Origin of the sequence: Sphingobium sp. BHU LFT2, assembly GCF_018604485.1 — a bacterium.
Taxonomy (GTDB): Bacteria; Pseudomonadota; Alphaproteobacteria; order Sphingomonadales; family Sphingomonadaceae; genus Sphingobium; species Sphingobium yanoikuyae_A.
This window is the reverse complement of sequence record NZ_JAFCGW010000016.1, coordinates 18,991-38,854: the sequence shown is the minus strand read 5'-3', so window position 1 is coordinate 38,854 and position 19,864 is coordinate 18,991. Positions and strand designations below refer to the sequence as shown.

General features: G+C 66.4%; 22 protein-coding genes. 16 read left to right on the top strand and 6 right to left on the bottom strand.

Features of this window, described 5'->3' with window-relative positions; translation table 11 throughout:
* The first annotated feature begins 85 nt into the window (after nucleotides 1-85).
* The gene (locus tag JQK15_RS22120; protein ID WP_214867967.1) at nucleotides 86-1,684 is read left to right on the top strand and encodes a M28 family metallopeptidase; all 1,599 of its coding nucleotides are present in this window, start codon (nucleotides 86-88) and stop codon (nucleotides 1,682-1,684) included.
* A gap of 43 nt (nucleotides 1,685-1,727) precedes the next feature.
* Nucleotides 1,728-2,039 carry a hypothetical protein gene (locus JQK15_RS22115; RefSeq protein ID WP_214867965.1) on the top strand — a complete coding sequence of 104 codons (312 nt, stop codon included), beginning with the start codon at nucleotides 1,728-1,730 and terminating at the stop codon, nucleotides 2,037-2,039.
* Between the two features lie 54 nt (nucleotides 2,040-2,093).
* Here JQK15_RS22115 and JQK15_RS22110 read toward each other — a convergent pair whose 3' ends face one another.
* The 3 genes from JQK15_RS22110 to JQK15_RS22100 all read right to left on the bottom strand — a co-directional run bounded on the left by JQK15_RS22110 (nucleotide 2,094) and on the right by JQK15_RS22100 (nucleotide 5,207).
* Nucleotides 2,094-3,311 carry a calcium-binding protein gene (locus JQK15_RS22110; RefSeq protein WP_214867963.1) on the bottom strand — a complete coding sequence of 406 codons (1,218 nt, stop codon included), beginning with the start codon at nucleotides 3,309-3,311 and terminating at the stop codon, nucleotides 2,094-2,096.
* 280 nt (nucleotides 3,312-3,591) lie between these two features.
* Entirely contained in the window at nucleotides 3,592-4,116 is a 525-nt protein-coding gene (locus tag JQK15_RS22105) for a tetratricopeptide repeat protein (protein ID WP_126000235.1), read from the bottom strand.
* A gap of 158 nt (nucleotides 4,117-4,274) precedes the next feature.
* Nucleotides 4,275-5,207 (bottom strand): hypothetical protein, encoded by a 933-nt coding sequence (locus JQK15_RS22100; protein ID WP_214867961.1) that lies wholly within the window; start codon nucleotides 5,205-5,207, stop codon nucleotides 4,275-4,277.
* A 255-nt stretch (nucleotides 5,208-5,462) separates the two neighbouring features.
* Here JQK15_RS22100 and JQK15_RS22095 point away from each other — a divergent pair, with 255 nt between their 5' ends.
* Both JQK15_RS22095 and JQK15_RS22090 read left to right on the top strand, forming a co-directional pair.
* Nucleotides 5,463-6,041 (top strand): hypothetical protein, encoded by a 579-nt coding sequence (locus tag JQK15_RS22095; RefSeq protein WP_214867959.1) that lies wholly within the window; start codon nucleotides 5,463-5,465, stop codon nucleotides 6,039-6,041.
* A gap of 453 nt (nucleotides 6,042-6,494) precedes the next feature.
* Nucleotides 6,495-6,719, top strand: a complete 225-nt coding sequence (locus JQK15_RS22090) for a hypothetical protein (RefSeq protein ID WP_004207829.1) — start codon at nucleotides 6,495-6,497, stop codon at nucleotides 6,717-6,719.
* Between the two features lie 88 nt (nucleotides 6,720-6,807).
* Here JQK15_RS22090 and JQK15_RS22085 read toward each other — a convergent pair whose 3' ends face one another.
* On the bottom strand, nucleotides 6,808-8,607 hold the full coding sequence (locus JQK15_RS22085) for an FAD-dependent oxidoreductase (protein WP_251007960.1): 1,800 nt from the start codon (nucleotides 8,605-8,607) through the stop codon (nucleotides 6,808-6,810).
* 181 nt (nucleotides 8,608-8,788) lie between these two features.
* On the opposite strand from JQK15_RS22085, the gene JQK15_RS22080 reads away from it, so the two are divergent.
* Complete coding sequence (locus tag JQK15_RS22080) at nucleotides 8,789-9,430, top strand: glutathione S-transferase family protein (protein WP_214867955.1); 642 nt, start codon at nucleotides 8,789-8,791, stop codon at nucleotides 9,428-9,430.
* 379 nt (nucleotides 9,431-9,809) lie between these two features.
* On the top strand, nucleotides 9,810-10,448 hold the full coding sequence (locus JQK15_RS22075) for a hypothetical protein (RefSeq protein WP_251007959.1): 639 nt from the start codon (nucleotides 9,810-9,812) through the stop codon (nucleotides 10,446-10,448).
* A gap of 72 nt (nucleotides 10,449-10,520) precedes the next feature.
* Here the strand turns inward: JQK15_RS22075 and JQK15_RS22070 are convergent, their stop codons facing one another.
* Nucleotides 10,521-10,712, bottom strand: a complete 192-nt coding sequence (locus JQK15_RS22070) for a hypothetical protein (RefSeq protein WP_214867953.1) — start codon at nucleotides 10,710-10,712, stop codon at nucleotides 10,521-10,523.
* A 315-nt stretch (nucleotides 10,713-11,027) separates the two neighbouring features.
* On the opposite strand from JQK15_RS22070, the gene JQK15_RS22065 reads away from it, so the two are divergent.
* From JQK15_RS22065 to JQK15_RS22025, 9 genes are all read left to right on the top strand, one after another.
* The gene (locus JQK15_RS22065; RefSeq protein WP_214867951.1) at nucleotides 11,028-11,291 is read left to right on the top strand and encodes a hypothetical protein; all 264 of its coding nucleotides are present in this window, start codon (nucleotides 11,028-11,030) and stop codon (nucleotides 11,289-11,291) included.
* A gap of 454 nt (nucleotides 11,292-11,745) precedes the next feature.
* Entirely contained in the window at nucleotides 11,746-12,084 is a 339-nt protein-coding gene (locus JQK15_RS22060; RefSeq protein ID WP_214867949.1) for a hypothetical protein, read from the top strand.
* Nucleotides 12,085-12,111: 27 nt separating this feature from the next.
* Entirely contained in the window at nucleotides 12,112-12,681 is a 570-nt protein-coding gene (locus JQK15_RS22055; RefSeq protein ID WP_214867947.1) for a hypothetical protein, read from the top strand.
* Nucleotides 12,682-12,683: 2 nt separating this feature from the next.
* The gene (locus tag JQK15_RS22050; protein WP_251007958.1) at nucleotides 12,684-12,884 is read left to right on the top strand and encodes a hypothetical protein; all 201 of its coding nucleotides are present in this window, start codon (nucleotides 12,684-12,686) and stop codon (nucleotides 12,882-12,884) included.
* Nucleotides 12,885-12,939: 55 nt separating this feature from the next.
* The gene (locus JQK15_RS22045; RefSeq protein WP_214867943.1) at nucleotides 12,940-14,256 is read left to right on the top strand and encodes a M28 family peptidase; all 1,317 of its coding nucleotides are present in this window, start codon (nucleotides 12,940-12,942) and stop codon (nucleotides 14,254-14,256) included.
* 179 nt (nucleotides 14,257-14,435) lie between these two features.
* Nucleotides 14,436-15,743 (top strand): DNA-packaging protein, encoded by a 1,308-nt coding sequence (locus JQK15_RS22040; RefSeq protein WP_214867941.1) that lies wholly within the window; start codon nucleotides 14,436-14,438, stop codon nucleotides 15,741-15,743.
* A gap of 82 nt (nucleotides 15,744-15,825) precedes the next feature.
* Nucleotides 15,826-16,278, top strand: a complete 453-nt coding sequence (locus JQK15_RS22035; RefSeq protein ID WP_214867939.1) for a hypothetical protein — start codon at nucleotides 15,826-15,828, stop codon at nucleotides 16,276-16,278.
* 326 nt (nucleotides 16,279-16,604) lie between these two features.
* On the top strand, nucleotides 16,605-17,237 hold the full coding sequence (locus tag JQK15_RS22030; protein ID WP_214867937.1) for an NAD(P)H-dependent oxidoreductase: 633 nt from the start codon (nucleotides 16,605-16,607) through the stop codon (nucleotides 17,235-17,237).
* Between the two features lie 157 nt (nucleotides 17,238-17,394).
* The gene (locus tag JQK15_RS22025; protein ID WP_010338206.1) at nucleotides 17,395-17,733 is read left to right on the top strand and encodes a hypothetical protein; all 339 of its coding nucleotides are present in this window, start codon (nucleotides 17,395-17,397) and stop codon (nucleotides 17,731-17,733) included.
* 60 nt (nucleotides 17,734-17,793) lie between these two features.
* Here JQK15_RS22025 and JQK15_RS22020 read toward each other — a convergent pair whose 3' ends face one another.
* Entirely contained in the window at nucleotides 17,794-18,516 is a 723-nt protein-coding gene (locus JQK15_RS22020) for a tetratricopeptide repeat protein (protein ID WP_214867935.1), read from the bottom strand.
* 197 nt (nucleotides 18,517-18,713) lie between these two features.
* On the opposite strand from JQK15_RS22020, the gene JQK15_RS22015 reads away from it, so the two are divergent.
* Nucleotides 18,714-19,844, top strand: a complete 1,131-nt coding sequence (locus tag JQK15_RS22015; RefSeq protein ID WP_214867934.1) for a phage portal protein — start codon at nucleotides 18,714-18,716, stop codon at nucleotides 19,842-19,844.
* Nucleotides 19,845-19,864 lie beyond the last annotated feature (20 nt).

The window sequence follows — 19,864 nt, the reverse complement described above, 5'->3', positions numbered from 1 at the left end:
TCTTGCCGTGGCGGTTCCAAGCCCCCTTGTTCGTCGGGCAGGATAAGGCATGATATCTGCAGGATAAAAGAAGGGTATTCCACCGATGCGCAAGCTGTTTTCCGCCCTGCCGCTGGTCGCGATGATGGGAGCGGCGGCCAGCGCCGCGCCGGCTGAGGATGATCTGGCGGCGCGCGGCGCGACATGGTGGCGCCATGTCCAGATATTGGCGGCGGACGACATGCAGGGGCGCGGCACCGGCACGCCGGGCTATGACAAGGCGGCCGACTATGTGATCGGCCAGTTTCAGGCATTGGGGCTGAAACCGGCCGGGGTCGAGGGCTATAAGCAGCCGATCGCCTTTGTCGAGCAGACGGTGCTGTCGGGCGAGAGCAGGGCGAGCCTGGTCGGGGCTAGTGGCGAGACGGCGTTGTCGGTGCCGGGCGACATCATCTTTTCCGGCAGCGGCGGCCCGGTGCCCGGCGCGATCGACGCGCCGATGGTGTTTGCGGGCTATGGCCTGCATCTGCCCGAAGTGGGCCATGACGATTTTGCCGGGCTGGACCTGAAAGGCAAGATCGTGGTGGTCGTTTCGGGCGGGCCGGCGGAGATCAGCGGCGCGCTCAAATCCCATGCCCGATCGGAACGGGGCCACTGGCTGGCGGCGCAGGGGGCGCTCGGCATGATCAGCCTGGTGACGCCGGGGCAGGTCGAGATTCCCTGGGACCGGCGCAAGGCGCTGGCGAGCGCGCCGGCGGTCTATTATGAGGATGTGGCGATGCGCGACACGCAGACGCCCTTCCTCAATGCCCAGTTCGACCCGGCTCGGTCGGCCGACCTGTTCGCCGGCAGCGGCCAGGATTTCGCGGCGATCGCGGCGGCGGCCGATGCGTCCAAGCCGGTTGCCAGCTTCCCGTTGACGCTGCGGCTCAAGGCGGCGGTCGCGGCCAAACGGGTGGCCTTGTCCTCGCCCAATCTGGTGGCGGTGATGCCGGGCAGCGACCCCAAGCTGGCCAAGGACTATGTCGTGCTGTCGGCGCATCTGGACGGCTATGGCGTCGGCACGCCGATCAAGGGCGACGCCATCTATAATGGCGCGCTGGACAATGCGTCGGGCGTCGCCAGCCTGATCGAGATCGCCAAGGCGTTGAAGGCGAGCAAGGTGAAGCCGAAACGATCCATCCTGTTCACCATCGTCACCGGCGAGGAAAAGGGCCTGTTGGGATCGCGCTATTTCGCGCGGCGGCCGACCGTGCCGAGCAAGAGCATCGTCGCCGACCTCAATTTCGACATGGCGCTGCCGATCTTCAAGCTGACCAGCGTGACCCCGGTCGGCTATGACCAGAGCAGCCTGGGCCAGGATGCGGCGGCGGTGAGCGACGCGATGGGCCTGCCGATCACGCCCGATCCCTTCCCCGACCGCAACGTCTTCATCCGGTCCGACCAATATGCCTTCATCCGGGAGGGGATACCGGCGCTGTTCTTCAAATATGGCTTCAAGGCCGGGACGCCGGAAGCGACGGTGGAGAAGGCGTGGCGCGCGAACATCTATCATTCGCCCTTCGACGACGCGACCCAGCCGGTGATGCCGGCCGAGACGGCGAAGCTGAACGATTATGTGACCGCGGTGACGCTGCGAGTCGCCAATGCGGACACGCGGCCGAGCTGGAACAGCGACAGCTTCTTCAAGCGGTTCGTGAAATAGGCGGTTCGCGAAATAGGGCGCAGGGCGAGCGGCGGAGACGATCATGAACCAGGCCAGGCGCGTGCTGACCGGATGCGGGCTGGTGCTGGGGGCGGCGGGCTTTTTCCTGCTGGGCCTAGGGGTGTCGCAGCGCGCGGCGCATCGGCAGGAGGCGCCGCCTTCTGCCGTGTCGCCGGGCGGGGCTGCATCGGTGCCGTCGGGCCGACGGATATTCTCTCCCTCGATCGCGGGAGACCCCTATGTTTTGCAGCAATGGAAGGAGGCCGTCGAGAAGATGGAGCGGCGCTGCCGCGAGGCGGGGGAATTTTGCGCCGAAGCCAAAGCTGCCAGGGAACAGATGCACGAAATACGATAATCGATTGGTTATGGATATGGCTTTGCTGGCGGGTGCGCCTTCGCGATGCCGGCTTCATCCAATGACGATGTCGCTGGCGTAAAGCTGGATGCCGACGCTGAACTGAATTTGGGCAATCAGCGTGGCGGGGGCCGCGCCGCTGCCATCGGGATCGAAGAACAGCATCCTGCTGTCCTGCGCATAGAGGAATCGATCATTGGCATCGATTGCCACGCCGTTGGCATTGCTGGAAAAATTGCTGTCGTTCACGCTGGTCAGGCCACCCACGGCGCGGCCGGCCACGACCAGCCGATCCACGCCCTGTTCGAAATCGCGGACGGTATCGCCGCCTTCGGCCAGGTCGCGCCAGACGAAGCGATCCTTGCCGGCGCCGCCGAGCAGGCGATCGGCGCCGAGGCCGCCATAGATCCTGTCATTGCCCGCGCCGCCGGCGACGGCATCGTCCCCGGCGCCTCCGTCCACTATGTCGCGGCCTTCACCGCCATCGAGTTGGTCATTGCCGCTGCCGCCATAAATCCGGTCGTCGCCCCATTCGCCCCACAGGATATCGGCGCCATCATCGCCGAACATTATGTCCGCATCCGACCCGCCATAGAGTATGTCATCGCCGGCATCGCCATGGATGCGATCATCGCCGTTGCCACCCGAGAGCGTATCGCGATCATCGCCGCCATATAGGCGATCGGCACCGTCGGCGCCGACAATGTCGTCCGCGCCGGCGCCGCCAAGGATGAGATCCGTGCCCGCGCCGCCATCCAGGCTGTCGCCGCCGCCCTGGCCGAACAGCACGTCATCGCCGCCATCGCCCCTGAAATCGTCGTGCATGTCGCCGCCGATCAGCCTGTCCCTGCCATCGCCGGCCCGGATGATCGCCTCGCGAGGGCCGAGCAGGACATAATCGTCGCCCGTGCCCAGATAGGCGATCAGCACTTCGATGCCGTGGATCGTGACCAGGGTGCGGGGGGCCGTGCCGTCGCCCGCGTCGGCGGTGATGCGTTCGAAATTGGGCAGGATCTTCAGCTTCTGCGTCATTTCGCTGAGGTAGAGATAAGCGAGGTCGGTGCCCTCGCCACCGTCGATCCGGCTGCCGAACACGTCCGAATAGCGGCTGGCAATGCCGAGATGGATGCGGTCTCCACCCGATCCGCCGAGCAGTACGTCCCGGCCGCCGCGGCCATAGAGGATGTCATTGCCGCCGCGCCCGACGATCCGGTCGCGACCGGTGGTGCCGCTCAGAATATTGTTATTCTTGGTTCCGTAGCGATTGGCCATGACGGTCGATCCTTCTCCAGTCCCCTATTGGCGCGAGACCGATGACGGGACGGCGGATTTGTACGCGCGATATTATATCGATCCGCCGGGCTTGGAAAGCATGGCGGCCAATTGCGCAGGGCTTGCCCTATGGTGCTGGCGTGGTCTGGCGTGGCTAGCGCCGGGGCCTGCAATTGCCGACGCGGGCGCCAGTGATCGACATGAGAAATTCCATGTCGCCATCCATGGAGGCGCCCTAGTCGCGACGGGCCCGGCAGGGAATGGTTGCCGGGCCTGCTGGTCAGCCGAGCGCCTTGGTCACGACACCAATGGCCTGATCGATGGCCTGCGCCCGATCGCAGTTGGCGGCGCATTTCCCCTTCTGATATTCCAGCTTCTGGAGCAGGTCGCGCGCCGCATCAGGATTGCCGAGGCGGATTTCGGCCAGCGCCAGGCCCGACATGGCGCCGGGATGGCCGCTGCGCCCATGGGGCAATGCCCGTTCGAAATAGCGCCGTGCGCCTTCGGGATTGTTGAGCGCCAGCGCCGTTACCCCTTTCAGGAAGCGCGCCTCAAGATCGTTCGATCCGCTCATGATCCTGTCCAGCGCCTTGTCGGCCTGGGCATAATGGCCTTGCTGCATCAAATGGCGGACCTGGCCATATTGCGGCGATCGAAAATCCCCATAGACGCTCGAATCGACGTTGTAGAGATTGTCCCAGCTGGGACGGAGCCCTTCGTAAGAGCGGGCCTGATCGGGCGACTGGGCTGTCGCCGGGGCGGCGAGTACGGAAGCGATTACCGGGAGAAGAAACGCGAAACGCATCGGGGCACTCCTTCGCTAGACGAAAGGAGGTTATGGCGACAGCAGGGGTCTGTCAATTTTGGTTTCAATTCGGAACTGTTGCCGGCAATCCGGGCCGATTGTTCGATATCCGATGCCTTCTCCAGCCACATGGCTATCGGCTCGACACCGAGCCGTGCTCAGCGCCGGGGCCTGCAATTGCCGACGCGGGTGCCGGTGATCGACATGAGAAATTCTGCGTCGCCGCCCATGGGGCTGCCCAGATCGCGGGCGGGCGCGCTATTGACCTCGAACAGGCGGATGTTGCGTTTTATCTCGACATTGCGCGGGCCGATTTCGCCTTCCAGCTTGCCCTGCATCCGCACCCCCGGCCCGAGCCAGCAGCGCTGATTGCCGTGTATGGCGGCGCCGTCGCCGTCCAGTTTCCATTGCCGGCAATAGCTGGACGTGCCGGGGCCGGCGAAACTGTCGTCCAGCATGGTTTCGATCGTCGCGTCGATCGTGCCGTCGGGGATGCACAGGTTCCAGGTGCGGATCGGCAGGGTGCGGGCGCTGAAATCGCGGATCACGGTCTGGTGCTGGCTGAACGCCCATTGGCCCGCGAGGATCGGGTTGGGGCGGCCGGTGACGACGATCGGCGGCCCTTTTGGCGGGGCGGGCGGCTGGTCGGGCGGGGCCGGGGACGGGGCGGCTGGAGGCGGGCCGGCCATGGCGGCGACGGCGGCGGGCGGGGGCGGGGGCAGGGGCGCAGGCACCGGCACGACCTCATCCTCGAAACTGGCGATCTTGGCGTTGATGCAGGCCTTGCCACCGGCCGGATCACTGACGCCCTCGCGCACGCAGGCGCTGAGCATCGCGCACATGATCCGGTCGATCCGGGCGTCGCCGCTGGAACGGGTGATGACGCATTGGCGCAGGTCGGTGCCCAAGGCGGCATAATCGATCTTCACCTGGCGCATCTTGCGGGCGATGACGACGATCTCATCGTCGGCGGGGGAGGCGGCGGCCGGTGCGGGCGGATGGTCCTGCGACCGGGCCGGGATTGCCGCCAGCAGGGCGAGCGACAGGCCGCAGCGCAGCGGGAATGAGGGGAATGCCGAATGTCCTGCCATGAACCCTCCCGCCATGGGGCGTCACGCGTGCGCGCGCCATGGCGAAGCATAGGCGAAAAGCCGGGGCGCGGCCAGAGGGGCCGGCATTGCGCCTGCTTCGCGAAGAGGGCGTGGCGAGGGGCTGCGAACTGGGGTGGAGCGGCAGCTTTGGGTGGATTGCGGACCTTCTGCATCCGATGACTAAATTTATAAAAGCAGACACAGGCTAACGAACCGAGCTAAGAAACATGGAGCGTCAACTGGAAGGCTGATGTCGTGTCTCAACATGCATTACGAACCTGCGCCGGAAAATTCGGCGTCGTCGCAGCCACCATATTGAGCGAATTTGAAGCTTGGTGGCATGACCTACATGGGCCAACCATCATCAATATGCCTATAGTATGCGCTGACGAAAGTGCATTTGGCCGGGTGCAGACAGCCTTCCTCCGATTAAATGTCATGATCCGGCAAAAACAAGAGGATGGAAAAAGGCGCGCTGTCTTCGCGACCGAAATCGATGGAATAGAGCAGGTGATAGAAAGTCAGTCTGGTTGTTCGGACGAGGACTTCTTCAATGTCATTATTACCACCATGGAGTTGATGGATCATTTTGGCGAACCGATTCTGCCATGGCCATTCTGGAACGGTGACATTTCGCTATATGAGCATGGAGAATGGTTCGAACCTGATGATGTGTTGCGCGATCCGATGGAGGCAGCGGTGCATTGCGGTTTAGCGGAAAATGCTGGCGCTTTATTCCGGTGGACGCCGAAATTCACGCGCAACTGGATCGAACCCGTTCTCAAGGAACAAGCAGAAAGGCGAGAACGGCTGATTTCATCGAGAGACAAGTGACCAGCTAACGGCAACTTTTGGTCGACGGCCGATCGACAGCTTTTCCCTTCCGCGACCGATCGCCAGACCTGAAAGAGGACCGGCAGCTATCGCCCACTGTCCAGCTGAAACCTGCCAGTCAGCAAACGGCCAGTTCTGAAGGGTGTTATCAGGTTAGCTGACGGTCCGCTCCTGGAACGCGGAAATTTGCGGCTGAGCGTCTTAAAAGGGTCGAAACCTGCCAATCTCCATGGGCGTCATCCCGGATCAAGTGCGGGATGACGGAACGGCGAGGGCCGCTTTTCTGGGCGGCGATCGACCAAACCGATGGCAGTGCATGGCCGGAGCCTGTCCGGGGCGGGCATAATGTCCCATGGTCATCCCCCTGTTCCCGACATAGGAGGCGGCGTTCGATTGCCGTCGCGGCAATCCTGATGAACATGGTTTCTTGTTGGCCGGGATGTGTTCAAGATCATGGACTGGTTTCCTGTTGTTTTCATCCTGTTCAAGGTCGTCGTGCTGGGGGCGGGCATGTTCTTTGCCGTCCGATGGCATTATGAACAGGACAGGAAGGCGCAGAAGGGGGCGGTGCTGAGCGCGGTCGGCAAGATCAGCCTGGCCCTGCTGCTGGCGCTGGTGGGCCTCCTGTCCCTCACCTTCATGCTGGCGCGGATGCTGGGCATGGATATGGCCCTGTGATTGTGCCCCGCATCGTGCGTCGCGCGTTCGGATCATCGTTGCGCTGACGGGCGGCTTGTGCCGGATGGGCGCCTGTGCCGGAGGGGTGTCAGCCGCGCAGACGGTCGAGGCGGTGCTTCAGCTTCCTCTGCAGCAATTCCCAGTTGGTCACGCCCTGGATCACGCCGCCATTGGCGACGATCATCTGTTGCAGCCGATAGGTGTCGACATCCTGGATATCGACCCGATCGCGGTCGATCACGGCCAGGGCGGCGGCGGTGCCGGCCGCTTCGCCCAGTGCCATCGAGGTCGGCTCCATGCGGATGGTGGAGAAGGCCTGGTGGGTCGCCGCGACGCAGAAGGGCACCATGAGGTTGGTGCATTGGTCGCGATGCGGCACCATCAGTTCGAAGGGCAGCGGCGAGCGTTGATATTTGCCGCCGGCGGGCAGCATGAAATGGCCTTCATTGACGATGCCCCATTGTCCCCGTTCGTCCCGGACCGCGATGCGGCTGGCGGCGTGGCTGTCCTGCCAGTAGGAGGTCATGGCGACGATCGAGGGGAGGCGCGGGGGCACGCCGTCGATATCCGACACGTCCCGGCCCGACCAGGCAAGGCCATTGTCCAGCCGCCGCGCCTCGCGCACATAGAGCTGGGGCGACCAGCCGGGCGTGTCGGCGGGATGGCAATCGGTGTGGCGGCCGCGCACCAGCCCCCAGTTGCGCACATCGCGTTGCAGCCCGGCGGGAATGCGGGGATCGCGGCCATGGGCCATGGCGTGGAACCAGCCGCGAATATAATTTTCATGCGCCTTCCATATGCGTTCGCGCGCATCATAGTCGGCCGCCGGATAGGCGCGGTTGAGGCCGACCGCGTCGAGCGACATGGTGCCGCGATTGTTGATGTCGTAGATGCCCGGCGCGACCTCGTCCGCCTTCACCAGATCGCGGGCGAAATGCCAGTCGCGGCCATAGACCTGGCCAGCGCGCCGGCGCCGGTCGAAATCGCGGAACAGCAATTCATAGTCGGCCTCGCGATAGCCATCGGGCGCGGTGGCGGGCAGGTCGAGCCGCAGTTCGGGCCGATCGGTCATGGTCAGGCGGAAGCAATAGGCCTGCACGCCATCGTCGGCGGCGCCGACCGGCCGGTTCGGCGCGGGATCGACCCCGGCGATCAGGCGGCCCGACGGCTGGTCGACGAAAGGGTCGATCGGCAGGATATTATCCTTCTGCGGCGGATCGGTCCGGGTCAGCAGCTCATAGCGTGACCCGCGATAGCCATTATAGGGATTGGCCCGGTCGGCGGCTTCGCGCCCGACCCTGGTGCTGATGCCGGCGCGGGCCATCAGGTCGCCTTCATAGGAGGCGTCGATGAAGATGCGGCCATGGGCGCGAACGCCCGAGCGGGTGATGATCTCGCGGATGGCGCGATCGGTCCGGTCGACGGTCTCGACCCCGTCCGACCAGAGGGCCGGCACCCCGGCGGCGTCGAGCAGGTCGCGGAAATAGGGGGCGGCAACGGCCGGGTCGAAGGCGTAGCGATTGCCCGGCATGCCGCCGGACGCCGCCAGCGCGGCCATGGTGGTGCGGGCATAGCCGCCGACCGCATCGATATCGCGTATGTCGGTCCAGCTGAGCCCGCCGGCCAGCATGCCGCCGGGCTGGATTTCGCGCCAGCCGCCGATCAGCACCGCCGACGCGCCCAGATTGGCGGCGCTGACCGCGGCGATGACGCCGGCGGGGGTGGCGCCATAGACGACGACATCGGCATCGGCCCAGGCTTCCCCGGCAAGCGCGGTGCGGCGCGGATGGATGAGGGCGGCCGGCTTGCCGCTGGCCTGATGGCAGCTGACCAGGCCGGCTGCACCCGCTGCGCCCGCCATCGTCGCCAGAAACGCGCGTCTGTCCATGACCGCCCCCATCCCGGATTGCCCCTGCAAAGGCTTTCCGATTTGCGGGGGCGTGGAAATTCCGGTCGAACACCTAATGGATTGCGCGGTCAGGGCCGGGCAGGGCAGAAGTGGACAGTTGCAATATGCGACTGGTCTGGCAGGATCGGTGCTCCACCACCAGAAAAGCAGGAGTGGGTGCATGATCATCTATGGTGCGCGGCCGTCGCCCTTTGTGCGCAAGGTCATTGTCTTTGCAGCGGAAAAGGGGATCGCGGTCGAGGTGCGGCCGGCCGGGTTCGGCAAGGGCGGCGAGGCGTTCGAGCGGGCGTCCCCCTTTGGCAAGATCCCGGCCCTGGTCGATGGCGATTTCGCGATCAGCGATTCGACCGCGATCATAACCTATATGGATGTGCTGCATCCCGAACCGAACCTGATCCCGACCGAGGCGAAGGCGCGGGCGCGGACGATATGGTATGAGGAATTTGCCGATACCATCGCCCAGCCGGTGGGCGTCGACATCTTCTTCAACCGGGTGGTCGGCAAGCTGCTCGACATGCCGCACGACCCGGCCCGTGCCGACCGGGCGGAGGCGGAGAAGATGCCGGGCATCTATGATTATCTGGAGGCGGTTCTGCCCGAGAGCGGCTGGCTGGTGGAGGATCGCTTCACCCTGGCCGACATTGCGGTGGCCTGTCCGCTGATCAATGTCTGCTATTGCAGCAACGGGCTGAAGGATGGCCGCTGGCCCAGGGTGAAGGCCTGGCTCGACGGATTGCGGGCGCGGCCGAGCTTTGCCGGGGCGATGGCGCTGGAGGCGCGGATGCTGGGCAAGGCTGTATAGCCCATATGGAACATTTTGCTTGACATCGTCACGCTGATCGGGCAGATAAGAGGAAAGTCGATAATTGCGACTCGCTGGCGCCGGTCGGTGGTGGCGCGATGGATCGGCTGGGCTGTGGAAGGCAGGGTTTTCGAGGGCGGCTTTTGGGGCTGTGCCTTGGGGCTGGGTCTTCCAGGTCGGGATTGGCAGTCGGTCCTTGAGGGCTGGTGCTTGAAGACGCGGGGCTTTTGGGAAGCCGGCGCCGCGATGTGATGCTGACAGATATTGCCATCAGGTGAGGCGAAAGGGGCTGGTCCGGTTGGGCCGGCCCCTTTTGCGTTGGGCGAGCGCGCGGGGCTGAGGCTGGGGCTGGCGAGGCGGTGTGCGGGGGAACTATCGCATGGCGAGGTGGCGCGGGGCTGCTGCCGATGGCGGCGTGCGGCGCGTGGTCGCGCGGCGGGGCGATGGTTCGGGACAATCGGGGGAGAGGGCGATGGGCGCGCGAAAGGGGGCGGCCGGGCGGTCGGGCCGGGTGGTGCAGCGGCAGGCGGCGGGCGACGGGGTGCGGACGCAGGTGCGCAAGGCGCGGCGGGATACGTGGAGCAAGGCGGTGCGCGGCCGTTTCCTGGCGGAGCTGGCCGAGACCTGCAATGTCAGCGAGGCGGCGCGGACGGTGGGGAAGAGCCGGCAGGCGGCCTATGGGCTGAAGCAGCGCGACGCGGAATTTGCGCGCGACTGGGATGCGGCGATCGAGCAGGGCTATGGCGAGATCGAGGCGATGCTGATCCGGCTGGCGCTGCATGGCTGCGAGAGCGAGGAAATCATCGAGGATGGCGAGGGTGCGGTGAAGACCCGCAAGGTCAAGCGCGCGCCCAATCCGTCGCTGGGGCTGCAATTGCTGAAGCTGCATGCGGCCCAGGTCGCGGCGCGCCGGGCGGCGCGGGGCGATGCGACCGGACCGGGCAGCCCCGCAGCGATCGCCAGCGTCGAGCGCGTGCTGGCGGAGATACGCCGGCGACGCGCGGCTGCGGGGACGTGAGGGGAAGGCGAGAAGGTCGCGCGACAATGCGCGAACGGCCGCGCCGATCGCCCGTGGATCGGGCGGCCGCGGTCAGCTGGCCGGCTCGTCCGCTGCCATTGGAAGTGTCGTCGGCGCGGCCGGTTGATCCATGAGCAGATGGTCGGGCGTGGGCGCCGGTGCGCGGCGATCATAGCGCTCGACCGTGTCCCAGACTTCATAGAGCGACCGTTGATCGGTGTCGGCAACCGCGCGATTGCGTGGCAAATCAAGACGATGCTTCATATCAAGGCGCTTAGGTCATCGATGCGGCAGATCGATGAAATTAAGGTGAACCGAGCTTTTTTGCCGATGAGACGAGTGGTTGGATGATGGTGGATTGTCGGGCGACAATCGTGCCGGGTGCATGGCGGTAAGGGATTGTTTCTTCCTGGAAGGGGAGGCCTGCTTCCGGTCGCTTTGCGCCGGGCAGCTATCGGGAAGCCTGGCGCCATTTGGTCCCGCGAGCGACGGTGGGTGGTTAATGGACAGTCCGTTTGCGACGAAGAATGCCTAAAGCGGACCTTGCCCGCGATCCCGACCTACGACATGATCTCATGCGTGAATAACGAAGGTTATAGAAGCCCGGCCACGGGCGCAGGACGAATAGGGTGTGCCGTTGCATCCATATTCAGCATTGTTTTTGGCCTGCCGTTCTTCTTCATTGCCACCTATACGAGTGGTGGCTGCGAAGGCGCTCCGCAGCCCTGCAAAAGCGATAACACTTGGTTCTGGATCGCGCTGCTTATCATCGCGCTCTCATGCACAGGCGTGGGGTGGTTGACGCGTAAGGCTATTATCCGCTTCCAGCAACGAAAACGGTGAAATTGGGTGGGAACAAGACATAGCCCCTCCCTTCCAGGGAGGGGTTGGGGTGGGTTGCGAGCGTAGCGAGCTTCTGCCCTATCGATCGTAGACCGCCGCTGCGCGGCGCATACGCGGCGCACCCACCCCCGGCCCCTCCCTGGAAGGGAGGGGAGTAGGAAACGTCCGCTTCTGGTCGCAAGCCGCCCTACCCACATCCGTCATGCCGGGCTTGACCCGGCATCCCGCTTTTCTGTGAAACAGATAAAGAAGCGGCCCCTCGGCTCAAGGCTGAGGTGACGATGGCAGCTTCTGGTCGTTAGCCGTCAAAACCCGGCATCGTCATTGCCAGCGTAGCGAAGCAAGGGCGGGAGATCGTCGAGGCCCGCCCTTTGCGCGGCAGGCTTTTGCTGGTGCGCGGTTCTTCTGGTAGGATCGGGGCGCGGTTTTGAGATCGGGCTTTGGAGATCGGGCGATGCTGGTTGGGCTGATCCTGTTGGCGGCGGTGGGGGCGATGATCGCGCTGTCGGTGCGCGCCGATCGGCGGTTCCGGGCGATCGACCGGCTGCCGATGCAATGGACGCTGACCGGGGCGGTGAGCTGGCATGCGCCGCGGACCGTGGCGCTGGCCTTCACGCCGGTGCTGGGGACGATGCTGATCCTGGCCGTGGGCGCGATGGCCTTGTGGGTGCCGCCGCGCGCCGGGCAGGAGGGGCTGGTGATCCCGGTGCTGCTGGCCATCGCGGCGGGCATGGTGGCGATCCATGCGCTGCATATCTGGATGATCGGGCGCTGGGCGAAGGCGCGGCACTGAACGGGCATTGGGGCTGAGGAGGCGAGGATGCGGCGTGTGACCCGGAGCAGGATGGCGCTGATGCTGATGGCGCCGATGGTGATGATGCTGGGCGCTGGCGCGCGCGCCGCGCCGCCGACGAGCTGGGCCAAGGCGGGCGTGTCGCTGGCCGACTATGCCGGCGATGCGGGGGCCTGCGCGGAGGCAACGCGGGACAGGGCGGTGACGGTGCGACCGGAGACGGCGCAGGCGCTGGATGCGCTGAGCATGGTCGACCTGACGATGATCCTGCGAACCTATGGCGGCGATAGCGATGCCAGCCCGCTGATGGCGGCGGCGAATATCGGCATGCATCATGACGACGCCAATGTGGCGCGGCGGACGGCGAATTTCGGCGCGAAATATCAGGCGATGACGCGCAGCGACGTGCGCGCGCAATTGCAGGCGGCGCTGGACCAGTGCCTGGTCGAGCGCGGCTATGTGCGGATCATGCTGACGCAGGACCAGGTGCGCGGGCTGGCGAAGCTGAAGCGCGGGACCGCCGAGCGCACCGCCTATCTGCACGCGATCGACAGCGATCCGGCGGTAATCGCGGCGCAGCGGGTGGTGCAGGAATGACGATGCGGATCGGGATCGTCCTTGCCAGCCTGGCCTTGTGCGCGACGTTGTTCTGGAGCGGGACGGCGCTGGTCGCGCTGATGATGGAATGGCTGGTCGCGCATCCATGGGTGGCGAAGGCGATGGCGGCGCTGCCGATACTGGTGCTGCCGCTGATGGCGGTGATGGTTTCGCGCGGGCGGGAAGAAAGCGGCGCGCGCTGATCGGTTGGGCCGCGCCGCTTTACAGGGCGGTGCAGGCGGGTAAGACACTGGCCCCATGAAGAAGATCATCCTGCTCGCCGCCGCTTCGGCCCTTGTCACTCCTGCTCTGGCGGCCCCCGCCGCGCCGGCCGCGCCCGATGCGGCGCGGTTGAAGGCGAGCGTGGAGAGGCTGGTGAGCTTCGGCACGCGGCATACGCTGTCGAGCGCGACCGACCCCAGGCGCGGGATCGGTGCGGCGCGGGCCTGGGGCAAGGCCGAGTTCGAGAAGATCGGCAAGGGCTGTGGCGGCTGTCTGACCGTCGAGACGGTGGCGGATCGCTTCACCGGGCCGCGCGCGCCTGACGGCGTCGAGGTGGTCGATGTGCTGGCGATCCAGAAGGGGAGCGGTGATCCCAATGAGGTGGTGATCGTCGCCGGCCATATCGACAGTCGCGTGACCGATGTGATGAACATCAGCAGCGATGCGCCGGGCGCCAATGACAATGCGTCGGGCACGGCGCTGGTGATCGAGGCGGCGCGGGTGCTGGCCGGGCAGAAATATAACGGCACGATCGTCTATGCGCTGCTGTCGGGCGAGGAGCAGGGGCTGTGGGGCGGCAAGCTGCTTGCCAGCACGGCCAAGGCGCGCGGCTGGCATGTGCGGGCGATGCTGAACAATGATATTGTCGGCAATACGGTGGGGCAGAATGGCCAGGTGGTAGCCGACCGGGTGCGGGTGTTTTCCGAAGGCATTCGCGCGGGGGACGATGCCAAGGCGAACCTGACGCGCCGGGCGATCGGCGGCGAGGATGACGGCCCGTCGCGGGCGCTGGCCAAGGCGATCGACGGCATCGCGCAGGCAGACCCGAAGATCGGGCTGGAAGTGCTGGCGGTGCGGCGGTTCGACCGGTTCGGGCGCGGCGGCGACCATTCGCCCTTCCTGGACCTGGGCTTTCCGGCGGTGCGCTTTTCGGTGGGGATCGAGAATTATGACCGGCAGCATCAGGACCTGCGCACCGAAAATGGCCGGGTCTATGGCGACACGGTCGACGGCATGGACTTTCCCTATCTGGCGAAGGTGACGGCGCTCAATGTCGCGACCTTGCGGCGACTGGCCGATGCGCCGGCGGCGCCGGCGACGGTGTCGCTCGATGGCGCGCTGTCGATGGACACGCGGGTGTTCTGGGACGCGGTGCCGGGGGCAGTCAGCTACAAGGTCTATTGGCGGCGCGCGGACAAGCAGGACTGGAGCGACAGCCGGGTCGTGACCGGCGGCACGCAGACGGTGCTGAAGGATATCGTGGTCGACGATCATTTCATCGGTGTCGCGGCGGTGGCCAAGGACGGGGCGGAGAGCCTGGTGACCTTTGGCGGGATGGCGCCGCGTAAGTAGGATTTGGTGGTTCGCGCGGAGGCGCGCGGAGTTTGGGAAAGGCCGCCTGCGGGCGGCCTTTTTTGTTGCGCGCTGTTTGGGGGGGCGGGCGGCTGCATAATGCCGGCTCCTGCGTGAGGCATGGTCGGGAGATGGATTCCCGCCTTCGCGGGAATGACGAAGAAGCGGAGGGGGCGGGGATGCAGATGGCCGATTGCGACTGGGTCGAGCAGGCGGCGGCCTGGCCCGAACTGGCGCGCTGGCTGAGCGACGATGCGGCCGAGCGGCTGGGGCGGGACTGGCATTTCCTGGCGCGGCCGGCGCAACTGGCGCCGGCGGGCGACTGGCGCATCTGGCTGATGATGGCGGGGCGCGGTTTCGGCAAGACGCGGGCCGGGGCGGAATGGGTGCGCGCCATTGCCGAGGGCGATCCCGAGGCGCGGATCGCGCTGGTCGGCGCGACCCTGGGCGAGGCGCGCAGCGTGATGGTGGAGGGGGCGAGCGGCCTGCTGGCGGTGGCGCCCTGGTGGGCAAGGCCGGCCTATGCCCCGGCGCTGCGCACGCTGACCTGGCCCAATGGCGCGCAGGCGCGGCTGTTCGGCGCGGCGGAGCCGGAAAGCCTGCGCGGGCCGCAGTTCAGCCATGGCTGGGCCGACGAGATCGGCAAATGGCCGGGCGGGCAGGCGGCCTGGGACAATATGATGATGGCGATGCGGCTGGGGCATGATCCGCGCGTGGTGGTGACGACGACGCCGCGCCCGGTGCCGCTGGTGCGGGCGCTGGTGGCAAGAGATGGCGCCGATGTGGTGCTGACGCGGGGGCGGACGGCGGACAATGCGGCGCATCTGGCGGCGGGCTTCGTCGCGGATGTGACGCGGCTTTATGGTGGCACGCGGCTGGGGCGGCAGGAACTGGATGGCGAGCTGATCGAGGAGGCGGAAGGGGCGCTGTGGACCCGCGCGGCGCTGGAGGCGTGCCGGGTGCGGCATGTGCCGGGCGCGCTGGCGCGGGTGGTGGTGGCGGTCGATCCGCCGGCGACGGCCGGCGGCGATGCGTGCGGCATCGTCGTGGTCGCCCTCGGCGGGGACGGGCGCGGCTATGTGATCGCCGACGCGAGCGTGGCGGGCTGCTCGCCCGAAGGCTGGGCGCGGGCGGTAGCGCAGGCGGCGCAGGGCCATGGCGCCGACCGGGTGGTGGCCGAGGCCAATAATGGCGGCGACATGGTGGCGAGCGTGCTGCGCGCGGCGCAGGAGGCGCTGCCGCTGCGGCTGGTCCATGCCAGCCGGGGCAAGGCGGCGCGGGCCGAACCGGTGGCGGCGCTCTATGAGGCCGGGCGGGTGGCGCATCGCGGGGCTTTCCCGGAGCTGGAGGACCAGATGTGCGGGCTGCTGGCGGGGGGCGGTTATGTCGGGCCAGGGCGTTCGCCGGACCGGGCGGATGCGCTGGTGTGGGGGCTGAGCGAACTGATGCTGGGGACAAAGGGCGAGGCGCGGGTCAGGGGGCTTTGAGGGGAGGGAGCGGGGCGGTGGATTGCGGGCTGATGACTTTTGATGCATCGGACATCGGACGCGGAGACTGTGAGGGCGAACATTGAAATCCGGATTGTTGCGCTTCTGTTTGGTCCTGGTCAGCATCGTCGCATTTGCGACGATTGCGATCGGTCTGGAAAATTCTGCTGGCATCCCGTTTGCGTTTACTTTTCGGGTCGCATGCGCATGCATCTGCCTGTACTTCGTTATCCAGGTGGGAGCCGATTATCCGGGGCAACGATGGCCTAAGATCGCGTTTTTGATTGCTCTGATGCTCAACGTCAGCCTGTTTTTCTCACCTCTTGCGAATCTGCCGGCTTCCAAGGGGGACATTTTGTTCTTTGCCGCGCCTGACGCCGCCATTGTTCTGGGGGCCAGGGCAATCACTTATCCGGTCTCAAACGACCATCAACGCGCCGTGCGGCAGCAGATGATAGTCGGCCTGATATTGGCCTTGGCGTTTTGCGCCATGATCTTGTCCATCATGCTGATGCCGGCACCTGACGCAGACTGATGGCGAATTGTGGGGCTTCGCGGTTGCGACCGTCAGCGACCTATTGCCAATCCTGTCAGCGTCATCCTGACGAAAGTCAGGATCCATTCTGCGCTATGCCCGAGCGCGAGCGCTGAATGGATCCCGGATCAAGCCTGTCCTGAGCCTGCCGAAGGGTCCGGGATGACGAAGAGGGAGGATAGGGGGGGCTTTCCGGCGAAAGGCCATGGATGGGCGGGGCAATATTTGGTTTCAATGTGAGACCTTTATTCCTGGGGCGGTGGGCGCTACATCGAAGCGTCATGGGCCGGGCTTAGGCTGGCGCCGTTGCAATATAAGGATTTCTCATGCTGATCGACCGTCTGAACTGGCGTTATGCCACCAAGAAGATGAACCCGGACAAGGTGGTGGCCGAGGACAAGGTGGAGCGCATCCTGGAGGCGGTGCGGCTGGCGCCGACGTCGAGCGGGTTGCAGCAGTTCGAGGTGATCGTCGTCACCAACAAGGATTTGCGGGGGAAGATCCGGGCGATCGCCTGGGATCAGGCGCAGGTGACCGACGCGTCGCATCTGGTCGTCTTTGCCGCCTGGGACAATTATACCGCCGACCGGATCAACGGCATGTTCGACCTGGTCAATGACGAGCGCGGTTTCCGCAACGAGGGTTGGGAAGCCTATCGCCAGATGCTGCTGAACACCTATCCGCAGCGCGACGCGCAGACCAATTTCGAGCATGCCGCGCGCCAGGCCTATGTCGGCCTTGGCATCGCGCTGACCGCCGCCGCCTTTGAAGAGGTGGATGCGACGCCGATGGAGGGCTTCGATCCGGCTGCGCTGGACGAGATACTGGAGCTGCGGGCGCGCGGGCTGCGATCGGTGGTGATGATGCCGCTGGGCTATCGGGCGGACGAGGGCGACTGGCTGGTCAATCTGAAGAAGGTGCGCCGCCCGGCCGCCGACTTCATCTCGCGCATCGACTGATGGCGCCCGGATAGGGATTAACCGCAATAGGCGGCGGTCCGTGACGGCCCTTATATGGGGCAGCGAACAAGAAGGACGGGGCCGGAGGCGCGTGGCGCAGCCGGCCCGGAACAGGAAACCCGCCTGCTTCGTTTCGCACCGATCAGGAGTGACGGACATGAAGATGGTCAGGATGATCGCGGCGGTGGCCGCTGTTACGATGGTCGCAACCCCGGTGCTGGCGGCGAGCCTGAACAGCAAGGATCGAGCGCGCATCGCGCGGGCCTATCCGCGCGACCGCGACGATGTGCGCTATTGCCTGCTCCAGGGCAAGAAGGGCCGCGACAAGGGCACCGCGATCGGCGCGGGCGTGGGCGCGGGCGCGAGCATCATCGCCGGCGGCGGCGTGGGCGAGACGGTGCTGGCCGGCGCCGGTGGCGCGGCGGCGGGGCGGCTGATCGGCAAGGGATCAGGCACCAATTCCCGCTGCGACGAGGTGCTGCGGCGGAACAGATGATCCGGGCGTGAGGCCGGACGAAAGGGGCGCGGATTTCCGCGCCCTTTTTTGTGGATATGGTCAGAGATCGGCGGCCAGCGCGCGCAGGGCGGCGTGGGGCGAGGCGGCGAGATGGTCGCGCATCATGGTGCGGAAGGCGGGGGTGGCGCTGGTCGCGGCGGTCTGCATCCAGTGGGTGGCGGCGGCGATGTCGCCGGCGTCGGCCAGCAGCCGGCCATGGTTGAACTGACCGCGAAAATCGCCGCCTTCCGCCGCGATGCGATAGCATAGGGCCGCGCGGTCCATGTCGCGGGGGAGGAGGCGGCCTTCCTCATGAAAGGCGCCGAGGAAATTGATCGACTTGGCATGGCCGAGGGCGGCAGCCTTCTGGAACCAGCCGAGCGCCGCCTGTTCATCCTGGGCCACGCCCGCGCCGAGGCCGAGCGCGCTGCCCCAATTATACATGCCCCAGTCGAGGCCAGCTTCGGCTGCGCGGCGATAGCAGGCGGCGGCCGCGACCGGATCGACCGGCGTGCCCCAGCCCTTTTCATGGCAGCGGCCGACCATGTTGATCGCCATCACATGGCCCGAGGCGGCGGCGAGGCCGAACTGGCGGAAGGCTTCGGCCGGGTCGGCGGCGATGCCCTGACCGTCGAGCAGCAGCTGGCCATAATAGGCCTGGGCGTCGGGCAGGCCGGCCTGCGCGCCGGCGCGGATCAGCGCGGCGGCGGCTTCCGGCGAGGCGGCGAGCTGCGCGCGCATCTGGTCGGCGGTCTGGGACAGGAGGGGCGAGGGCGCGGTCATCAGGGCAGGTCTCTGGCTTGGATATTGCGACTGATTAGCAGGGTGGGGCGGCGCTGGAAACAGGGTGGCAATATTTTGGGCGGGCCGGTCCGCAAGGGCGCGCCCCTCTCCAAGTTTCGGTAGGCGGCTGGGCGCTGCCTACCTCCACTATCCTCTCCCCGAAGGGGCGAGGATTTTTTGCATAGGGGGATGTTCGGATGAAATGGTTTGGAACGAAGGCGGCGGCCCTGGAAGCCGGGCGGCCGGTACTGGCGCGGGCCTGGGGATCGGGCGCGGTGGCGCTGGGCGAATGGCCGGCCAGCTATGAGGCGCAACTGCGCGCCGGGGTGATCGGCAATCCGGTGGCGCAGCGGGCGATGCGGCTGGTGTCCGAAGGGGCCGGGGCGTGCGCGTTGAAGGTCGGCGGGGTGGATGGTGCGGCGGCGGCGCGGATCGGGGCGCTGGTGGCGCGGGCGTCGGCGGGGCAGGGCCTCATCGAGACGCTGGCGAGCCATGTGCTGCTGCATGGCAATGGCTATGTCCAGGTGATTGCGGGCGCGGACGGGATGCCGGCCGAGCTGTTCGCGCTGCGACCCGAGCGGGTGAGCGTGGAGGCGGATGCGCGCGGCTGGCCCGCCGCCTATCTCTATCGCGTGGGCGAGAGCGTGACCCGGCTGTCGCCCGAGGATGGCGCCGGGCGGACCAGCCTGCTCCATATCCGCGCGCTCCATCCGCTCGACGATCATTATGGCCTGGGCTGCGTCGGCGCGGCGGCGGGGGCGGTGGCGATCCACAATGCCGCCACGGTGTGGAACAAGGCGCTGCTCGACAATGCGGCGCGGCCTTCGGGCGCGATGGTCTATGCGCCGGGCGACGGATCGGTGCTGAGCCCGGAACAGTTTGAGCGGGTGCGGCGCGAGATGGAGGCGGCGTTCAGCGGCGCGGCCAATGCCGGGCGGCCGATGCTGCTGGAGGGCGGGCTCGACTGGCGGGCGATGAGCCTGTCGCCGGCCGAGATGGACTTTGTGGGATTGAAGGCCGCGGCGGCGCGCGAGATCGCGCTGGCCTTTGGCGTGCCGCCGATGCTGATGGGCCTGCCGGGTGACAATAGCTATGCCAATTATCGCGAGGCGAACAAGGCGCTGTGGCGGCAGACGATCTTGCCGCTGGTCGGGAAGATCGGCGCGGGACTGGCGCAGGGATTGCAGGGCTGGTGGCCGGGGCTGAGCCTGGCGCCCGACCTCGACGCGGTGCCGGCGCTGTCGGACGAGCGCGCGGCGCTGTGGGAGCGGGTGGCGGGGGCGGACTTCCTGACCGCCGAGGAGAAGAAGGCGATGCTGGGGATTTGAGGTTCGCGCGGAGACGCGGA